This is a genomic window from [Clostridium] ultunense DSM 10521 (genome assembly GCF_000511955.1).
Classification (GTDB): Bacteria; Bacillota; Clostridia; order Tissierellales; family Tepidimicrobiaceae; genus Schnuerera; species Schnuerera ultunensis.
In genome coordinates this window covers 411,049-428,209 of sequence record NZ_AZSU01000003.1, presented here as the reverse complement: position 1 = coordinate 428,209, position 17,161 = coordinate 411,049, and the positions used below count along the sequence as shown (strand labels likewise).

Here is a 17,161-nt window from a genome sequence, read left to right as displayed (position 1 = left end):
TTGACAGTACCTAGTAATGTCTCAAAAAAAAGGTTGATATTTATATTTATTGTAGTTACAATAGTGGTTCTTTCCCTTATTGTTAGGCTAGGGTATATTCAAATTGCAACAGGGGAAGAATTGAAAAAAGGAGCCTTAGAACAATGGACAAAGGGCATAGAAATAAAATCCAAAAGAGGTATAATCTATGATAGGAATGGGAAAAAATTAGCTATTTCCGTTAGTTCCTATACAGTATGGGCTAGCCCTGCTGATATTAAAGATCCAGCAAATACCGCTAAGCAGGTAGCAGAAGTTTTGGAAATGGATGAAGGGATAGTACATGAAAAGATTACTAAAAAAACCAATGTGGAAAAAATAAAACAATGGATTTCCAAAGAAGAAGCCAAGACTTTAAGAAATTTAAAATTATCCGGAATTGAAATTGTAGATGATAACAAAAGATTCTATCCTTATGAAGATTTTGCAAGTCATATTATTGGTTTTACTGATATAGATAATTACGGTTTATACGGTATTGAAAAGACTTATGATAAATATCTAACGGGCTCTCCAGGTAGGTGGGTAAAAACGGAAGATGCACGAGGCAGGCAAATGCCCTATGATGGGGAAAGAATTTATGATGCTGAAGATGGATTAAATGTAGTTTTAACTATTGACGAGACCATACAGCATTTTGCCGAGAAGGCTGCTATGGAATCCTTGATAACTACCAAGGCTAAAAATGTCTCTATAATTGTTATGGAGCCAGATACTGGAGATATATTAGCTATGACAACTTTACCTCAATATAATCCAAATAACCCAAGGGAACCAATAAATGAAGAAGAGAAAAAAGAATGGGAAAGTTTATCTGATGAAGAAGTGAAAAAAAAATGGTATGATATGTGGCGTAACTTTGCTATTAATGATGCTTATGAACCGGGTTCTACCTTTAAATTGGTGGTAGCTGCTGCAGCATTAGAAGAGAATGTCGTGAATGTAGATACTCAATTTTACTGTAATGGTTTTATAAGAGATATACCTGGAGTGGTATTAAAATGTGCCAGGTGGTATAATCCTCATGGAGCTCAAACTTTAAGAGAAGGTGTGGAAAATTCCTGTAATGTTGTTTTTGTAGACTTGGGAAGAAAATTAGGTAAACAAAAACTTTATAAATATATTAAAGCATTTGGATTTGGAGAAAAAACCGATATAGAGTTGACTGGTGAACAAGGAGGTATAATACCTGCTAATGTAGATGTTATAAAGGAAGTCAATTTAGCTACTATGTCCTATGGTCACGGAATAGCCGTAACCCCTATACAACTTATAAACGCGGTTTCAGCTATTGCTAATGGGGGTAATCTTATGAAACCAAGGCTAGTATCCCAGTTAATTGATAATGAAGGTAATGTTGTAATAGAAAACAAACCAGAGGTTAAACGTCAAGTCATATCTAAGAATACCTCTAAAACAATGCTAGATATGATGGAAGGAGTCGTTTCAAAAGGTACTGGTGCTAATGCCTATGTACCAGGATATAAGGTTGCTGGAAAAACTGGGACTGCCCAAAAAATAATAGATGGGAAGTATGCACCTGGGAAGTATATTGGTTCTTTTGTTGCAGTGGCACCAGCTTCTAATCCAAAGATAGCTGTATTGGTTATTGTAGATGAACCTGAAGGTGTTTATTATGGAGGTAGTGTTGCTGCACCTGTAGCAGCTAAGATAATAGAGGAAACCCTATCCTACCTTGAGATCAAACCAGAATTTACTGAGGAAGAAAAGGAGCAATTTGAATATATTGAAAAAGTCCCAGATGTGCGAAATATGAAAATTGATGAAGCTGGTAAGGTATTATCTGAATTAGGGTTTAAATATACAACGGAATCTTTTAATATTATTGAAGACTCTATGGTAATAGATCAATTTCCACTGCCAGGCAGTGAAGTTACTAAAGGTTCTATAATTGATCTATATTTAGATGAAGATTATAAAAGGGAAGATAAAATAATTATGCCAGATCTTAAAGGAAAAACTAGAGAAGATGTAATTAAAATATTGGATGGATTAGGGTTAGAATATGAATTTAAAGGAGAAGGTGCAGTTGCAGATCAAGATCCAATGCCAGGTACAGAAATTGATATAAATTATAATGTTAAAGTTGAATTTTCTGATACGAAAGAGTAATATTATTAAGGGCGACTTTTAAAGTTGCCTTTTAATTCATTATATTAATAAGAATGAAAGCAGGGGTAAAATTGAAACTTGAAACTATAGTAGATGGTTATAAATGTGAGATTTTAAAAGGTAATAAAAATATTGATATCCAAGGAATCCAACATGATTCTAGAAAGATATCTAAAGACAATATGTTTATAGCTATTGAAGGATTTACCGTAGATGGGCATAGCTATATAGATGAGGCCATAGGAAAAGGGGCCAATTGTATAGTAGTACAAAAGGATGTTAAAATAGATAAAGATGATATTACATTAATAAAAGTTGATGATACCATTGAAGCTTTAGCTAAATTTTCTTCTAAATATTTTAGTGAACCGTCTAAGGAATTGGATTTAATAGGTGTAACAGGTACCAATGGAAAAACTTCAACTACATATCTAATAAAAAGCATTTTTGATAAGAACTATGAAAAGGCAGGATTAATTGGAACTTTAGGTTCCATAATAGATGATAATGTTGTAGATATTAAAAATACTACTCCCGAATCCTTAACTATACAGGAACATTTAAGGAAGATGGTAGACGTTAATATTGGGTATTGTATCATGGAAGTGTCTTCCCATTCTTTAGACTTAAAAAGAGTAGAGTATATGGATTTTCAAGTAGGCATATTTACCAACTTAACTGAAGATCATTTGGATTACCATATAACTATGGAAAATTATTATAATAGCAAATTAAAACTATTTAATAGAACAAAAAAATATAATATAATCAACGGAGATGACCCCTTTGGCAGGAGGATGTTAGATGATATCAATATTTCTATACCCATAATAACCTATGGCATAGAAAAGAATTGGGATGTATATGCTACAGATGTAAATTGTCATATTAAGGGGGTAAATTTTACTTTAAATACCCCAAAAGGTTCCGTTCCTATTAATTTAAACTTATTGGGTAGATTTAACGTATATAATGCATTGGCAGCAGCCTCTTGTGGTATCGCTTATAATGTGGATTTACCCTCTATAAAGATGGGTATAGAATCGGTGGTTGGAATTAAAGGGCGGTTTGAGATTGTTCCAGTAGATGAAGATTTTAGCGTTATAATAGATTTTGCCCATACCCCTGATGGACTAGAGAAGGTTTTAACTACTATAGACCAATTTGCAGAGGGAAGAAAGGTTGTTATTTTTGGAGCAGGTGGTAATAGAGATAGGACAAAACGACCAATTATGGGGGAAACGGTGGCAAAACATGCGGATTTGTGTATAGTTACTTCAGATAACCCAAGATTTGAGGACCCAGATGAAATCATTAAGGATATCATAGTAGGAGTAGAAAAAGCAAAAGGAAAATATATAGCCATCACTGATAGAAAAGAGGCAATAGAATTTGCTCTATTAAATGCTAAACCAAAGGATATAATATTATTAGCTGGAAAAGGTCATGAAACCTATACTATAATCAAAGATAAAATTATTTCCTTTGATGAAAAACAAATAGTATTAGACATATTGAAAAATTTAGATAAATAACAGCAATAGACACGAGAGAGGAGAAAATAAATGGTTGAATATATAGATATTGTTAGAATCGTTATTATAGCCTTTATAATAACTGTCATATTAGGACCTATTATAATACCAATATTAAAAAGACTAAATATTGGTCAAAATGTAAGAGAAGACGGACCAAAAACTCATCTATCTAAATCGGGGACTCCCACCATGGGAGGTATAATAATAATAATTGCTTTGCTAATAACTACGTTAAGTTCAGGGCTGCTGAATAGCGATATGTATGTACTATTGATATCGACTATTGGGTTTGGACTAATTGGATTTGTCGATGATTATATGAAAATCATAAATAAAAGGTCTTTAGGATTAAAGGCTTATCAAAAGCTAATTGGGCAGGTAATACTGGCTACTTTGTTAGCCATATATCAATCTAATACCTCTATGCTTGGTACTAAGATTATTATTCCCTTTTTAAGTAATAGATATTTGGATTTAGGAATCCTATATGTACCTTTTATAGCATTCGTGGTTGTAGGCACAGTAAATAGCGTAAATCTGACAGATGGGCTAGATGGATTAGCCTCAGGAGTTACCTTAATAGTTCTATCTTTCTTTGGGCTAGTTGCTCTTAATTGGGGAATGGATAGTATATCTATATTTTCGGCTGCTTTAACTGGAGCCTGTCTTGGCTTTCTAATATATAATGCTTATCCTGCAAAGATTTTTATGGGGGATACTGGCTCTATGGCTTTAGGTGGTGCTGTTTCCGCCATTGCTATATTATTAAATTTACCTTTGATGATCCCGATAGTGGGAGGTATATATTTTGCTGAGGCTTTATCTGTAATTATACAGGTTGTTTCTTATAAGCTTACAAAGAAGCGGGTTTTTTTGATGAGTCCTCTTCATCATCATTTTGAGCAAAAAGGATGGAAAGAAACCAAAGTAGTGATTGTATTTTGGAGCATTACTGTCATGTTATGTTTAATAGGCGTGGCAAGTTTAAACTAATTGGAAAGTAAGGTGTGAATATGAATTTAAAGAATAAAAATATACTAATATTAGGTCTAGGGATTAGTGGAGTATCCACTGTAAAAGCTTTAAATAAATTAGGAGCTAAAATAATAATTAGCGATTTAAAAGAGGAAGAGGAATTACAAGAAAATATTTCTCAAATCGAAAATTTAAATATAGATTTTTATTTAGGAACTAATGATGTTCCATTAAACCATATTGATTTAATAGTTAAAAGCCCAGGAATACCGCCTAATTTGGATATTATTAAAAAAGCTAAGGCAAAAGGTATTGAAGTGCTTACTGATTTAGAGTTGGCTTATAGGATCAGTCCGAATAGCAATTTTATTGCCATTACAGGTACAAATGGGAAAACTACTACGACTACATTAGTTGGACAATTTTTCAATAAAGCAGGATTTACCACCCATGTGGCAGGCAATATTGGAGTGGGAATTTTATGGGATGTTGTAAATTCTAGTAAGGAAGATGTATTTGTTGTTGAAGCTAGTAGCTTTCAACTGGAAAACACTGTAGAGTTCAATCCCAAAATAAGCTTGATATTAAATATTACGCCGGATCATTTAAATTGGCATAATACCCTAGATAATTATATTAAGGCAAAGAAAAAAATATTCCTCAATCAGGCAGAAGACGAATACACCATTCTCAATTATGATGATCCATTGTTAAAGGGGATGAAAGATGAAATAAAGGCTAATTTAACCTGGTTTAGCGTTGATAATAAACTTTCAAAGGGAATATATATAGAAAACGGATATGTAGTAATAGATGATGGGGACAAAGCTGAAAAGGTCATAAGGACTAACGAGATAAAAATTCTTGGCAAACATAACTTAGAAAATGTTCTTGCTAGCGTTGCTATAGGATGGATAATGGGATTAGATATAAATGTGATGAAAAAAGTACTTAGAACTTTTCCTGGTGTAGAACATAGAATTGAATATGTAGATATAATTGATGGAATTAAATTTTACAATGATTCTAAGGGTACTAATCCTGAAGCAAGCATAAAAGCGATAGAGGCAGTTGAATCTCCCATTATTCTAATAGCAGGAGGTCATGACAAGGGAAGTGAATTTGACAATTTTATTCTATCCTTTAAGGGTAAAGTAAAATCCATTGTATTGTTAGGAGAAACTAAGGAGAAAATTAAAGATACAGCTCTAAAATATGGGTTTAATAATGTATATATTGTAGATAACATGGAAGAAGCCGTCATAAAAAGTTATGGGCTAGCTGAAAGTGGAGATAATATATTATTATCCCCAGCTTGTGCTTCCTGGGATATGTATAATAGTTTTGAAATGAGGGGCAATGATTTTAAAAAAGCAGTATATGACTTAAAGGAGGAATAAAATGGCTAAAAAAGTTAGAAAGAGGGCTTGCGACTTTACTTTACTTTTAGCAACTTTACTCCTTGTGTTTATTGGTATAATTATGGTTTTTAGTTCATCTTGGCCAGAAGGCATAAGGATGAACGACGGCTATTATTTTCTAAAAAAACAAATATTTGCAGCTGGTTTAGGGTTAATTGCCATGCTCTTTTTCATGAATTTTGATTATAGAATCATAAAAAAGATGTCTAGGCTTATATATTTTATTTCTTTAGCTAGTGGTCTTCTCATTTTTACTCCTTTAGGAGTTGTAAAAAAAGGTGCCAGGAGGTGGGTTGATTTAGGCTTTACAACTTTTATGCCTTCAGACGTAATAAAATTAGGCTCAATTATATTTTTAGCAGCTTTTTTATCTAAGAGGAAGGACCTAATAAAAGATTTTAAAAAAACAACTATTCCCACTATGATAATTATTGGTCTATCCTGCGGGATGATCTATTTGCAAAAGGATTTGGGTACAACTGTGACTCTAGGTATGACTTTAGTGAGTATCTTTTTTGTAGCAGGAATGAAGGCTAGTCATCTTTTATTAATGATAATAGGGGCTTCTGTTGGCTTAGTGATGGCGATTACTAGCGATGAAAATGAATATAGGATGAGAAGATTAACAGCATTTTTAGACCCTTTTGCTGATAAAGCTGATACTGGCTGGCAGGCAGTTCAATCCTTATATGCTTTAGGTTCTGGTGGATTATTTGGTCTAGGTTTAGGAAAGAGTAGACAGAAATTTTTTTATATTCCAGAACCGTATAATGATTTTATTTTTGCAATTATTGGTGAGGAGTTAGGGTTTTTAGGTGGATTCACTGTGATCCTATTATTCATGGTACTTATATGGAGAGGAATTAGGATAGCTTTAAATATAGAAGATTTATTTGGATGTTTACTAGCTACAGGCATAGTGGCATTGATTACAGTCCAATCTTTGATCCATATTGCAGTAGTTACTTCATCAATACCAACAACAGGTATCCCTCTTCCTTTCGTAAGTTATGGAGGTACATCATTGATTCTTTATATGTCATCGGTAGGCATTCTATTAAATATATCAAGACATGTAAAATTAGATAGGAGTTGAAATTATGAAATATTTAATTACAGGAGGGGGAACCGGAGGACATATATATCCTGCTCTAGCAATAGCTTGGGAGATTAAAAATAGGGATAAGGAAGCGAATATTTTATATGTGGGCACAGAGATGGGACTTGAAAGTGAGTTAGTGCCAAAAGAAGGCTTTGATTTTAAAACCATCAGAGTTATGGGAATGCCTAGAAAAATTAATCTAGATTCATTTAAAGCCATTAAGGAATTGTTCTTAGGTCTTGCAGATGCAAAAAAGATAATTAATGAGTTTAATCCAGATATAGTAATTGGCACTGGAGGTTATGTTTGTGGACCAGTGGTATATATTGCAAGTAAAAATAAGATTCCTACGATAATCCATGAACAAAATGCTTTCCCAGGTATAACCAATAAAATTCTTGCTAGATATGTAGATAAGGTTCTTATAACCTTTGAGGAGTCAAAAAAGTATTTTAAATATCCAGAAAAAGTCATATTGACAGGGAATCCCATCCGGAAAAGCATAATAGATATCGACAAGAAACAAGCTTATATGGATTTAGGTATTAATCCCAATATTCCTTTCATACTTTCCTTTGGTGGTAGTGGTGGCCAAAAAAAGTTAAATGATGCTATGTTTCATGTGATTAAAAAAAATATATCAAATGAGAATTTACAAATTATCCATGTGACAGGTAAGAGATTTTATGATGGATTCATGGAAAAGTTAAAAGAAGAAAAATTAGATATTAAACATAATATAAGAATTTTGCCATATTTTTATGATATTCCTAAAGGACTTAATATTGCAAATCTAGTTATAACTAGCGCAGGAGCTATTACTTTAGCAGAAATTTCCGCCGTTGGTGTTCCTAGCATTTTGATACCAAAGGGATATACTGCTGAAAACCATCAAGAATACAATGCGAAAGTATTCAAAGAGAAGGGTGCTGCCTATTTAATTTTAGAGAAGGGTTTAACGGGAGAGGTCTTAAATGAAACTATCCATATGATTGTTATGGATAAAGATAAACTTATTGATATGAGTAAAAAAAGCAAAGCCTTAGGAAAACTAGATGCAGTAGATAGGATTGTCAATATAATAGATGGATTAACTAAATAACTATTTTGTCACACTTCCAAATAATATGCATAATATAGTCATATACGTCTATATAGTCATATTTGGAGGTGCGATAATGAGGAAAATAATTGTTACTGGTGGCAACAGATTAACTGGAGAAATTAGCATTTCTGGTGCAAAAAATGCGGTTTTACCAATATTAGCTGCTACCGTTATAGGAGCAAATGAAAGTACAATTTTTAATGTTCCAGAACTTAGAGATGTAGAAGTTATGGAGAGAATACTATTATCTCTTGGATGTAATGTAAAAAAGATGGATAAAATGATATGGGTTGATTCAAAACCTTTAAATAATCATAAAATTCCTGAGGATTTAGTAAGGGAAATGAGATCATCAATAATACTTATGGGAGCTATGCTATCTAGATGTGGTGAAGTAATAATTTCTTATCCAGGAGGTTGTGAAATTGGGCCTAGACCCATTGATATGCACCTTAAAGCTTTAAGAGAGTTAGGTGCAGAGATAGAAGAGTCCCATGGATTTATATATTGTAAGGCTAATGAGTTAAAAGGCTGCGAGATACAACTTGATTATCCAAGTGTAGGAGCAACAGAAAATATCATGTTGGCAGCTGTAAAAGCTAAAGGAACTACTGTTATTCGCAATGCAGCAAGGGAACCTGAAATAATCGATTTACAAAGCTACTTGAATAAGGCTGGGGCAAAGATAAATGGTGCTGGTACCAGTGTAATCATCATTGATGGGGTGGATAAGTTAAATAATGTTACTCATAATACCATGCCAGATAGAATAGTAGCAGGAACTTATATGATAGCTTCTGCTATAACTGAAGGAGAGGTAGTTGTAAAAAATATTATCATTGATCATTTACAAGCGGTTATTGCAAAATTAAGGGAAGCGGGTTGTTTAATATATAATGATAATAACTCTTTAAAAATAATAGGACCGAAACAAATAAATTCAATAGAGATGATTCAAACATTGCCTTATCCCGGATTTCCTACAGATATGCAGGCACAGATGATGGCTTTATTAAGTATTGCTAATGGTACTAGTATTATCTCAGAGACAGTTTTTGAGAATAGATTTAAACATGCAGAAGAATTGACTAGGATGGGTGCTAATATTAAAATCTTTGGAAAGGTAGCTGTAATCAAAGGGGTAAAAGAGTTGACAGGAGCAAAGACTGCTGCCAAGGATCTAAGGGGGGGAGCATGTCTTATACTAGCAGGTTTAGCAGCAAGGGGAGTTACTGAGGTGGAAAATATGTACCATATTGAAAGAGGATATGAGAATTTCCACGTAGAGCTAAGAGAATTGGGTGCTGATATTAAGAAAATCGATTAATAGCAGCTTTTGCTGCTTTCTGGACTTAGGACAAGCGAATAGGTGGGTAATCAGATGAAAAAGAGGAAAAATTCTAAAAGAAGGGTAGAAAAGAGAAAGAGAATATTGAAATTTCTTTTATTTGTTTTGATATTAATATTACTTTATTTATTTGCTTTCAAAACTAATTTCTTTAGTATAAGAAATATTGAGGTAGTTGGGAATAAAAAGACTAGTTATGATCAAGTGATAAAGGCATCGATGTGTAATAAGGGAGAAAACATATTTAAAATAAATAAAAAGAAAGGCAAAGAAAGCTTAGAAAGATTACCCTATATTAGAGAAGCTAGGATAAAGAGAAAGCTGCCAAAGGGGATAATTATTCAGATAGATGAAAGAAAAGAAATTGCAGTAATACCTTATATAGGGTCTTTCGTTTATGTAGATAAGGAAGGCTATATATTGGCAGTAGAAAAGAAAATTGAAGAGGCGAGCTTACCTCAAATATTTGGCTTAAAATTAGAGGATTTTGAGCTAGGGAGTAATCTATATTCTTTACTGGAAAGGGAAGGAATAGAAGAATTTATTGCTTATAGTCAACAATCAAACCTTTTATCATTAATGAAATATATAAATTTTACCGATAATAATAATACAATGATTGAATTAAAAGATGGTATTAAGGTTGCTTTTGGACCTTTAAATAATGTAAAATATAAGTTAAGCTTCCTAAATAATATACTTGAAGATATTGATGAAAAGGATATAAATGTAAAAAAGATATTATTAAACAAAGGCGACAATCCAATAGTGGTGACGGATGACAGGTAGGGGGAATTGTATGAAAAAGACAAATGGTCAATTGGCAATTACGTTAGTTTCCTTGTTTTTAGGTATCATTTTAGCTATACAGTTTAAAACTGTTAATAAAACTGTTGGTGAGGGAGTTTTGCCAACTCAAAGAGCCCAACAATTGGCTATAGATTTAAAAAAAGCTCAAGAGGAAAGGGATGCGGCTATAAAAGCTTTAGATGAGGCCGAAAACAAGATAAAGCAATATGAAAAAGGAGAAGCTGATAACAACGTATATGCTGAGAATCTATATAAAGATTTAGAGAAGTATAGGATTTTGGCAGGCTATGTTGATTTAGAGGGCCCTGGAATAGTCTTAGAGATTCAAGAGCCACCTGCTGATGTTCAATTTGGTATCGAGTATAGTATAGTAGATGACTTAGATTTGATCCTGCAAACTATTAGCGTTTTAAATGCAGCAGAGGCAGAGGCTATCTCCATTAATGACCAAAGATATACAGCATTTACTGAAATAGAAAGGGCAGGAGATCATATAGAAGTAAATGGAGTTTCTATAAACTCCCCAATCGTTATTAAAGCCATTGGGAATCCGGAAACTTTAGAATCAGCGTTATCCATTAAGAGAGGTATTGTCTGGACATTGAAATATTATGATTATAATGTGCATTTGGCTAAAGAAAAGAATATAAGGATACCAAAATATAGAAAATTAATAGAATTTGTTTATTCACAACCTGTTGAAGAAGAGACCAATTAAAATTTGGGTGATTTATATGAAGAGGAAGATAAAGAGGATAAATAAATACAGTTTAGTAATTTTTGCTTTTTCTGTTCTTTTGGGCATTTTTATAGCTATCCAATTTAAACAAAGCATACCTAGCCTTGCGCCAGTTACATTAAGTTCAATACAAGCTACTAGAAACGAAATAAATATGGTGAACAAAGAAATTGATGAATTTAAAATAATGCTAGAGGATAAAAATGAACAAATTAAGATGTTGGAGAGCATAGCTAATGGTGATGAAAATATTATCGATATTCTAATATCTGAACTGGATAAGAATAAAGTGGTTGCAGGGTTTGAAAAAGTTCAAGGGCCAGGTATAATAATCAAAATGGAGGATAATTTGTCAGAAGAAGCTTTTGGACAAGAATATGATTTAGATATAATCCATGATGCAGATGTTTTAAGGATAATAAACGATTTAAGAGGTGCTGGAGCTGAAGCTATAAGTATAAATGACCAGAGAGTATTGTCCATATCAGAAATAAAATGTGGGGGACCTATTATTAGGATAAATGGGAAGAGTGTGGCAACACCATTTTATATTAAAGCCATAGGTGAACCTAAATTGCTAAATGCTGCCATAAATGCTCCTAATACCTATGGTTATGCCTTAAAAACTATCGATAAAATAAATATTGAAACCACTATGGAAGATAATATTATAATTCCAGAATATAATGGAAGATTCAATTATAAATATGCAAAACCATCAAAAGAAGGTGATTAATATGTTTTTCGCTTCAATAGGTATATTAATTGGTATAGCAATAGGTCTTATATTGCCATATACCTACAATGTTCAATACTCTTTATATATTTCAGTAGCTATTCTCGCTTGTTTAGATTCCGTATTTGGAGGGATAAGGGCTAATCTAGAGAACAAATTTGATTTAAGCATTTTTATGTCTGGTTTTTTTGGAAACGCTATTTTAGCTGCCTTTTTAGCTTATATTGGAGATAGACTTGGAGTCCCATTATATTATGCGGCAATCTTTACTTTTGGGGGAAGGTTGTTTGAAAACTTTGCAAGCATCAGACGTATTTTGTTTAAGAGAAGGTTTAAGAATCAAGAATGACCAGATAGCTCTAGTATAAATACGAGTATAATCGAATACTATTGATTTTAATAGTTTTTTATATTTATTAATATTTAAGGTAATGGAAGGTTGTAACTAATTTATAAGGGGGTTAATTCTATGTTTGATTTTGATGTGGATGTTGAAGAATTTGCAAAGATAAAGGTGGTTGGAGTAGGTGGTGGGGGAAATAACGCTGTAAATAGAATGATCGATTGTGGTGTTCGAGGAATTGACTTTATTGCAGTGAATACGGATAGACAAGCCCTTTATTCGTCGAAAGCTGAGCAAAAATTACAAATTGGAGAAAAACTTACCAAGGGATTAGGTGCCGGGGCAAATCCAGAGATAGGTATGAAGGCAGCGGAAGAAAATAGAAATGAAATTACAGAGGCTTTAAAGGGTGCTGATATGGTTTTTATTACAGCAGGTATGGGTGGTGGCACGGGTACAGGAGCTGCTCCTATAATTGCTGAAGTTGCTAAAGAGCTTGGAATACTTACTGTAGGAGTTGTTACTAAACCTTTTACCTTTGAAGGAAGAAGAAGACTAATGCATGCTGAAAAAGGTATAGAAGAATTAAAAACTAAAGTAGACACTTTAGTTACTATACCAAATGATAGATTACTCCAAGTGGCTGAAAAGAAAACCACTATGGTACAAGCCTTTTTAATGGCTGATGAAGTACTTAAGCAAGGAATACAAGGTATATCCGATTTAATAGCTGTTCCCAATTTAATCAATTTAGACTTTGCCGACGTAAAAACTATAATGTACAATCAGGGTATAGCCCATATGGGAATTGGTAAGGCTTCTGGTGAAAATCGATCCGTTGATGCTGCTAAACAAGCCATAAAGAGTCCTTTATTAGAAACATCAATAGATGGAGCCAAAGCCGTACTATTAAACATTACCGGAGGGGAAGATTTAGGGTTATTTGAAGTCAATGAAGCAGCAGATTTAATTAGACAGGCTGTCGACCAGGATGCAAATATTATCTTTGGTGCTGGGATAGATGAAACATTAAAAGAAGAAATAAAAATAACTGTAATTGCGACAGGATTTGATGCAGAAAGAAGGAGAAGAGCAGATCAAATGTTGGAGTTTACCTTTGAAGAAGAAAGTGCTGCATCTAAAGACTTCCAACTGGATGATTTGGATATTCCACCTTTTTTAAGGAAAAATAATAAGTAAATATTACAAAATAATTGTCAAAAAACGTTTCTCAAATCTGAGATACGTTTTTTTTGTTTATTAAATAATGACAAATTTTTACTTAAGGATTATATATAATAGACATAAATAGGATATTTATTGAATAAGCTTTTAGTATAAGAATTTCATAAAAGAGGAGGTATTCTATTGTATATATATGCTGAATACCTGTTAGTTGAAAACATTATAATCAATTACATTATATTATATGTTACAGAAAAGATTACAAGAACTAAAACTAGCAAATTAAGGTTGTTCATTGCTGCAACAATAGGTTCTCTTTATACATTAGTGGTGTTTTTCCCTAATTTGCGATTTATGGGGAAGTTTATAATTAAATTTTCTATTTCTGTTTTAATGATCATTCTAGCTTTTAATCCAGAAAAATTTAATCTTTTTTTGAAACAGTTATCAGCTTTCTATTTAACATCTTTCGTATTTGCTGGCACAGTAATTGGAATTTTTTATATAATAAGCAATAAGTTTACAATAGTAAAATTTTCATTTAAGAATTCTAAAGAATTGATAAAATTTTTAACATTGGGCATAGGATTGGCAATTATTCTAATTAGAAATATCATAAAAAATTACTTAATTAGGATCAATAAGGAAAATTGTTTGACTAATATAACTATAAGTTTAAATAGTAAAGAAACCGATTTAATTGCATTAATCGATACGGGCAATTCTTTGAAGGAACCAATTTCACAAAAGCCAGTAATTATTGCAGAGTATAACGCCTTAAAAACAATACTTCCAGAGTTAGTCAATAAAGCTTATATGGATAATAAAGATTTAGATTTAAACTTCATTGCAAAAATTATGGAAGAGATAGGAGATGAAATTAAACTTAGACTGATTCCATTTAAATCATTAGGAAATGACAATGGTATATTAATTGGTTTTATACCAGATAGCATAAAGGTCTATTTAGCTAATGAAACGAAGAAATTCACAGAAGATATAATTGTTGCTATATATAACGATAAATTAGCAACAGATGAACAATATAATGGGTTATTACATCCGGAAATATTAGGTTAGGGGGAGAGGTTTTGAAAAAAGTACTGATTAGGATTAAATTATTATTTTACAAGGTGTTAATAAAGTTTAGATTATTGGATGTCATTTATTATATAGGGAGTGGAGAAGTTCTTCCACCTCCATTAAAGCCCGAAGAAGAAAGTTATTTTTTAAAGAGATTGAAATATGATGATAGTATCAAAGGTATTCTAATTGAAAGGAATTTAAGATTGGTAGTTTATATTGCAAGGAAATTTGAAAATACAGGTATATGTATCGAAGATTTGATATCAATAGGGACTATCGGCCTAATTAAGGCGGTAAACACCTTTAATCCTGATAAAAACATTAAATTAGCTACTTATGCCTCAAAATGTATTGAAAATGAGATTCTCATGTATTTAAGACGGAACAATAAATTAAGGTCTGAAGTTTCTTTGGATGAACCCTTGAATGTGGATTGGGATGGGAATGAATTATTATTATCAGATATTTTAGGAACTGAAGGAGATATTATCTTTAAGTTTTTAGAAGAAGAGGTGGATAAAGAATTATTAAATCAAGCGATAGATAAGCTTTCTGGAAGAGAAAAGACCATAGTAGAGTTGCGATTTGGGCTCAGGAATGGGAAAGAAAGAACACAAAAAGAAGTGGCGGATATATTAGGTATTTCCCAATCTTATATATCTAGATTAGAGAAAAGAATAATCAAAAGATTAAAAAAGGAAATGATAAGACTAATGTGACAGAAGGTTAACTTCTGTCTTGTTTTTTTATCCCCTATGGGAAAATACTAATTTATCTTAATCTAAATTGACTTATAAATATTATCGAATAACCAATAAAAAAATGGATGGTTTTACCAGATGAAAATTGAATAAAAAAAATAAAGGAGGCAATAATTTTATATGAAAAGGGGCAAAACATGAGGAAAGGAATGAAGACGGTGCATATAAATAAAGTAGAAATTTGTGGGGTAAATACTTCAAAATTACCAGTACTCACAAATGAAGAAATGCAGAAATTATTTGTAAAAATAAAAGCTGGAGATATGGAAGCGAGGGAAGAATTTATTCAAGGTAACCTAAGATTGGTTTTAAGTATTATTCAAAGGTTTAATAGAAGGGGAGAAAATGTAGACGATCTATTCCAAGTAGGTTGTATTGGGCTAATAAAGGCTATAGATAATTTTGATTTAAGTCAAAATGTCAGGTTTTCTACCTATGCAGTGCCAATGATCATAGGTGAGATTAGAAGATATTTGAGAGACAATAATTCCATAAGGGTAAGTCGATCATTAAGAGACATTGCCTATAAAGCTTTGCAGGCCAGAGATCAATTGGTAAATAAAAATCTAAAGGAGCCCACAATTACTGAAATAGCAGAAGAGTTAAATCTTCCAAAGGAAGAAGTAGTTTTTGCCCTAGATGCAATTCAAGAACCTATATCTTTATTTGAACCCATTTATCATGATAGTGGGGATGCAATATATGTGATGGATCAGGTTAAAGATGAAAAGGCAGAAGATGAAGTTTGGCTTCAGGGAATTGCTATTAGAGATGCTATAAATAGATTAAATAAAAGAGAGAAGCTTATACTAAATCTTAGATTTTATGAAGGGAAAACTCAGATGGAGGTTGCAGAAGAAATAGGAATTTCACAAGCTCAAGTTTCAAGATTGGAAAAGAATGCATTAAGGCAGATGAGAAAGCTAATATAATAAAGAACATTACCCCACTAAATATTAGGAATATTTAAGATAAGAATTTTAATATATATAATATAGAATATATATGGAAAGGGGTGGGGTAATGATAAATTTATCAGAAATGAGAGAAAAAGAGGTAATCAATATAAGAGATGGAGCAAAAATAGGCCTTATATATGATTTTGAAATAGATTTAGAAAATGGCAGGGTGATTGGGGTGATAATACCAGGGCCCGGAAAGATACTGGGGGTATTTGGGAAAAACAAGGATATGGTAATAGATTGGAAAAATATAGTTAGAATTGGTACTGATGCCATATTGGTAGATATTGATGTGGAATTATAGCTTAGTGTAAAATAATTGTTGGACAAATAAACAAAAAAATATAGAGAATAATCCTCAATTTGATATAATGTAATCGTCGAAATCACAAAAAAGGAGGATATTCTCTATGAATAATATTATACAATTAATAGCAGGAAAAGTTAAGGGTGAAATTGAAGAAAATATAATAAGAGTTCTTGAAGGCGAAGGAAACCTCGATGATATTGTAGATTCAGTTGGAGAAATGGTTAATGATATTGGTATTAAAACTATTCAAGCAATAATTAGTGAATTAAATAGTATTATTAAAAAATCTCCTGAAAGAAGTGGAAAATACCATGTTCATAAAGGAAAAGTTGAAAGAACTTTAATTACTAAATTTGGTGAATTAGAATTTGAAAGGGCATATTATAAAAATATAAATGAAAATAATTATGTATATATTTTAGATGAATTATTGGGGATAGAGAAATACGAAAGAGTTGAGGGGAATTTAAAGGGAGATATTTTAGATAAATCTACTGATGTAAGTTACAAAAAAGCAGCAGAATTATCTAACACCTGTGGATATTAGTAGAGAAACAGTAAAGAAAAT

Annotated in this window: 17 protein-coding genes; all 17 read left to right on the top strand. The window is 32.1% G+C overall.

The annotated features are described in order from the left end of the window. The 17 genes from CUL_RS0109300 to CUL_RS0109220 all read left to right on the top strand — a co-directional run bounded on the left by CUL_RS0109300 (position 1) and on the right by CUL_RS0109220 (position 17,140). On the top strand, positions 1–2,172 hold the full coding sequence (locus tag CUL_RS0109300) for a penicillin-binding transpeptidase domain-containing protein (protein ID WP_025641332.1): 2,172 nt from the start codon (positions 1–3) through the stop codon (positions 2,170–2,172). A 71-nt stretch (positions 2,173–2,243) separates the two neighbouring features. After that, on the top strand, positions 2,244–3,707 hold the full coding sequence (locus tag CUL_RS0109295) for a UDP-N-acetylmuramoyl-L-alanyl-D-glutamate--2,6-diaminopimelate ligase (protein WP_025641330.1): 1,464 nt from the start codon (positions 2,244–2,246) through the stop codon (positions 3,705–3,707). A gap of 30 nt (positions 3,708–3,737) precedes the next feature. After that, positions 3,738–4,703: a phospho-N-acetylmuramoyl-pentapeptide-transferase gene (gene mraY / locus CUL_RS0109290; protein WP_005585902.1), complete on the top strand. Its 966-nt coding sequence runs from the start codon at positions 3,738–3,740 to the stop codon at positions 4,701–4,703. A gap of 20 nt (positions 4,704–4,723) precedes the next feature. Further along, a complete protein-coding gene (gene murD / locus CUL_RS0109285; RefSeq protein ID WP_005585900.1) occupies positions 4,724–6,085 on the top strand; it encodes a UDP-N-acetylmuramoyl-L-alanine--D-glutamate ligase in 1,362 nt (453 codons plus the stop codon). A 1-nt stretch (position 6,086) separates the two neighbouring features. Next, a complete protein-coding gene (ftsW, locus tag CUL_RS0109280) occupies positions 6,087–7,202 on the top strand; it encodes a putative lipid II flippase FtsW (protein WP_005585899.1) in 1,116 nt (371 codons plus the stop codon). Positions 7,203–7,206: 4 nt separating this feature from the next. Continuing rightward, entirely contained in the window at positions 7,207–8,310 is a 1,104-nt protein-coding gene (gene murG, locus CUL_RS0109275) for an undecaprenyldiphospho-muramoylpentapeptide beta-N-acetylglucosaminyltransferase (protein WP_025641328.1), read from the top strand. Between the two features lie 76 nt (positions 8,311–8,386). Further along, entirely contained in the window at positions 8,387–9,640 is a 1,254-nt protein-coding gene (murA, locus tag CUL_RS0109270; protein ID WP_005585897.1) for a UDP-N-acetylglucosamine 1-carboxyvinyltransferase, read from the top strand. A gap of 54 nt (positions 9,641–9,694) precedes the next feature. Then, positions 9,695–10,450, top strand: coding sequence for a cell division protein FtsQ/DivIB (locus CUL_RS0109265; protein WP_025641325.1), 756 nt, complete (start codon positions 9,695–9,697; stop codon positions 10,448–10,450). Between the two features lie 10 nt (positions 10,451–10,460). Beyond that, complete coding sequence (locus CUL_RS0109260; RefSeq protein ID WP_005585895.1) at positions 10,461–11,189, top strand: DUF881 domain-containing protein; 729 nt, start codon at positions 10,461–10,463, stop codon at positions 11,187–11,189. A 16-nt stretch (positions 11,190–11,205) separates the two neighbouring features. Then, the gene (locus CUL_RS0109255; protein ID WP_005585894.1) at positions 11,206–11,946 is read left to right on the top strand and encodes a DUF881 domain-containing protein; all 741 of its coding nucleotides are present in this window, start codon (positions 11,206–11,208) and stop codon (positions 11,944–11,946) included. Between the two features lies 1 nt (position 11,947). After that, entirely contained in the window at positions 11,948–12,295 is a 348-nt protein-coding gene (locus CUL_RS0109250; protein WP_005585893.1) for a small basic family protein, read from the top strand. A 120-nt stretch (positions 12,296–12,415) separates the two neighbouring features. Then, positions 12,416–13,489, top strand: a complete 1,074-nt coding sequence (ftsZ, locus tag CUL_RS0109245; protein WP_005585891.1) for a cell division protein FtsZ — start codon at positions 12,416–12,418, stop codon at positions 13,487–13,489. Between the two features lie 168 nt (positions 13,490–13,657). After that, complete coding sequence (gene spoIIGA, locus CUL_RS0109240) at positions 13,658–14,554, top strand: sigma-E processing peptidase SpoIIGA (RefSeq protein WP_025641321.1); 897 nt, start codon at positions 13,658–13,660, stop codon at positions 14,552–14,554. 11 nt (positions 14,555–14,565) lie between these two features. Further along, positions 14,566–15,279 carry an RNA polymerase sporulation sigma factor SigE gene (sigE, locus tag CUL_RS0109235; RefSeq protein WP_005585887.1) on the top strand — a complete coding sequence of 238 codons (714 nt, stop codon included), beginning with the start codon at positions 14,566–14,568 and terminating at the stop codon, positions 15,277–15,279. A 179-nt stretch (positions 15,280–15,458) separates the two neighbouring features. After that, positions 15,459–16,253 carry an RNA polymerase sporulation sigma factor SigG gene (gene sigG / locus CUL_RS0109230; protein ID WP_330216554.1) on the top strand — a complete coding sequence of 265 codons (795 nt, stop codon included), beginning with the start codon at positions 15,459–15,461 and terminating at the stop codon, positions 16,251–16,253. Between the two features lie 91 nt (positions 16,254–16,344). Next, positions 16,345–16,587, top strand: coding sequence for a YlmC/YmxH family sporulation protein (locus CUL_RS0109225; RefSeq protein WP_005585883.1), 243 nt, complete (start codon positions 16,345–16,347; stop codon positions 16,585–16,587). Between the two features lie 106 nt (positions 16,588–16,693). After that, on the top strand, positions 16,694–17,140 hold the full coding sequence (locus tag CUL_RS0109220; RefSeq protein WP_025641317.1) for a UPF0236 family transposase-like protein: 447 nt from the start codon (positions 16,694–16,696) through the stop codon (positions 17,138–17,140). The last annotated feature ends 21 nt before the right edge of the window (positions 17,141–17,161 follow it).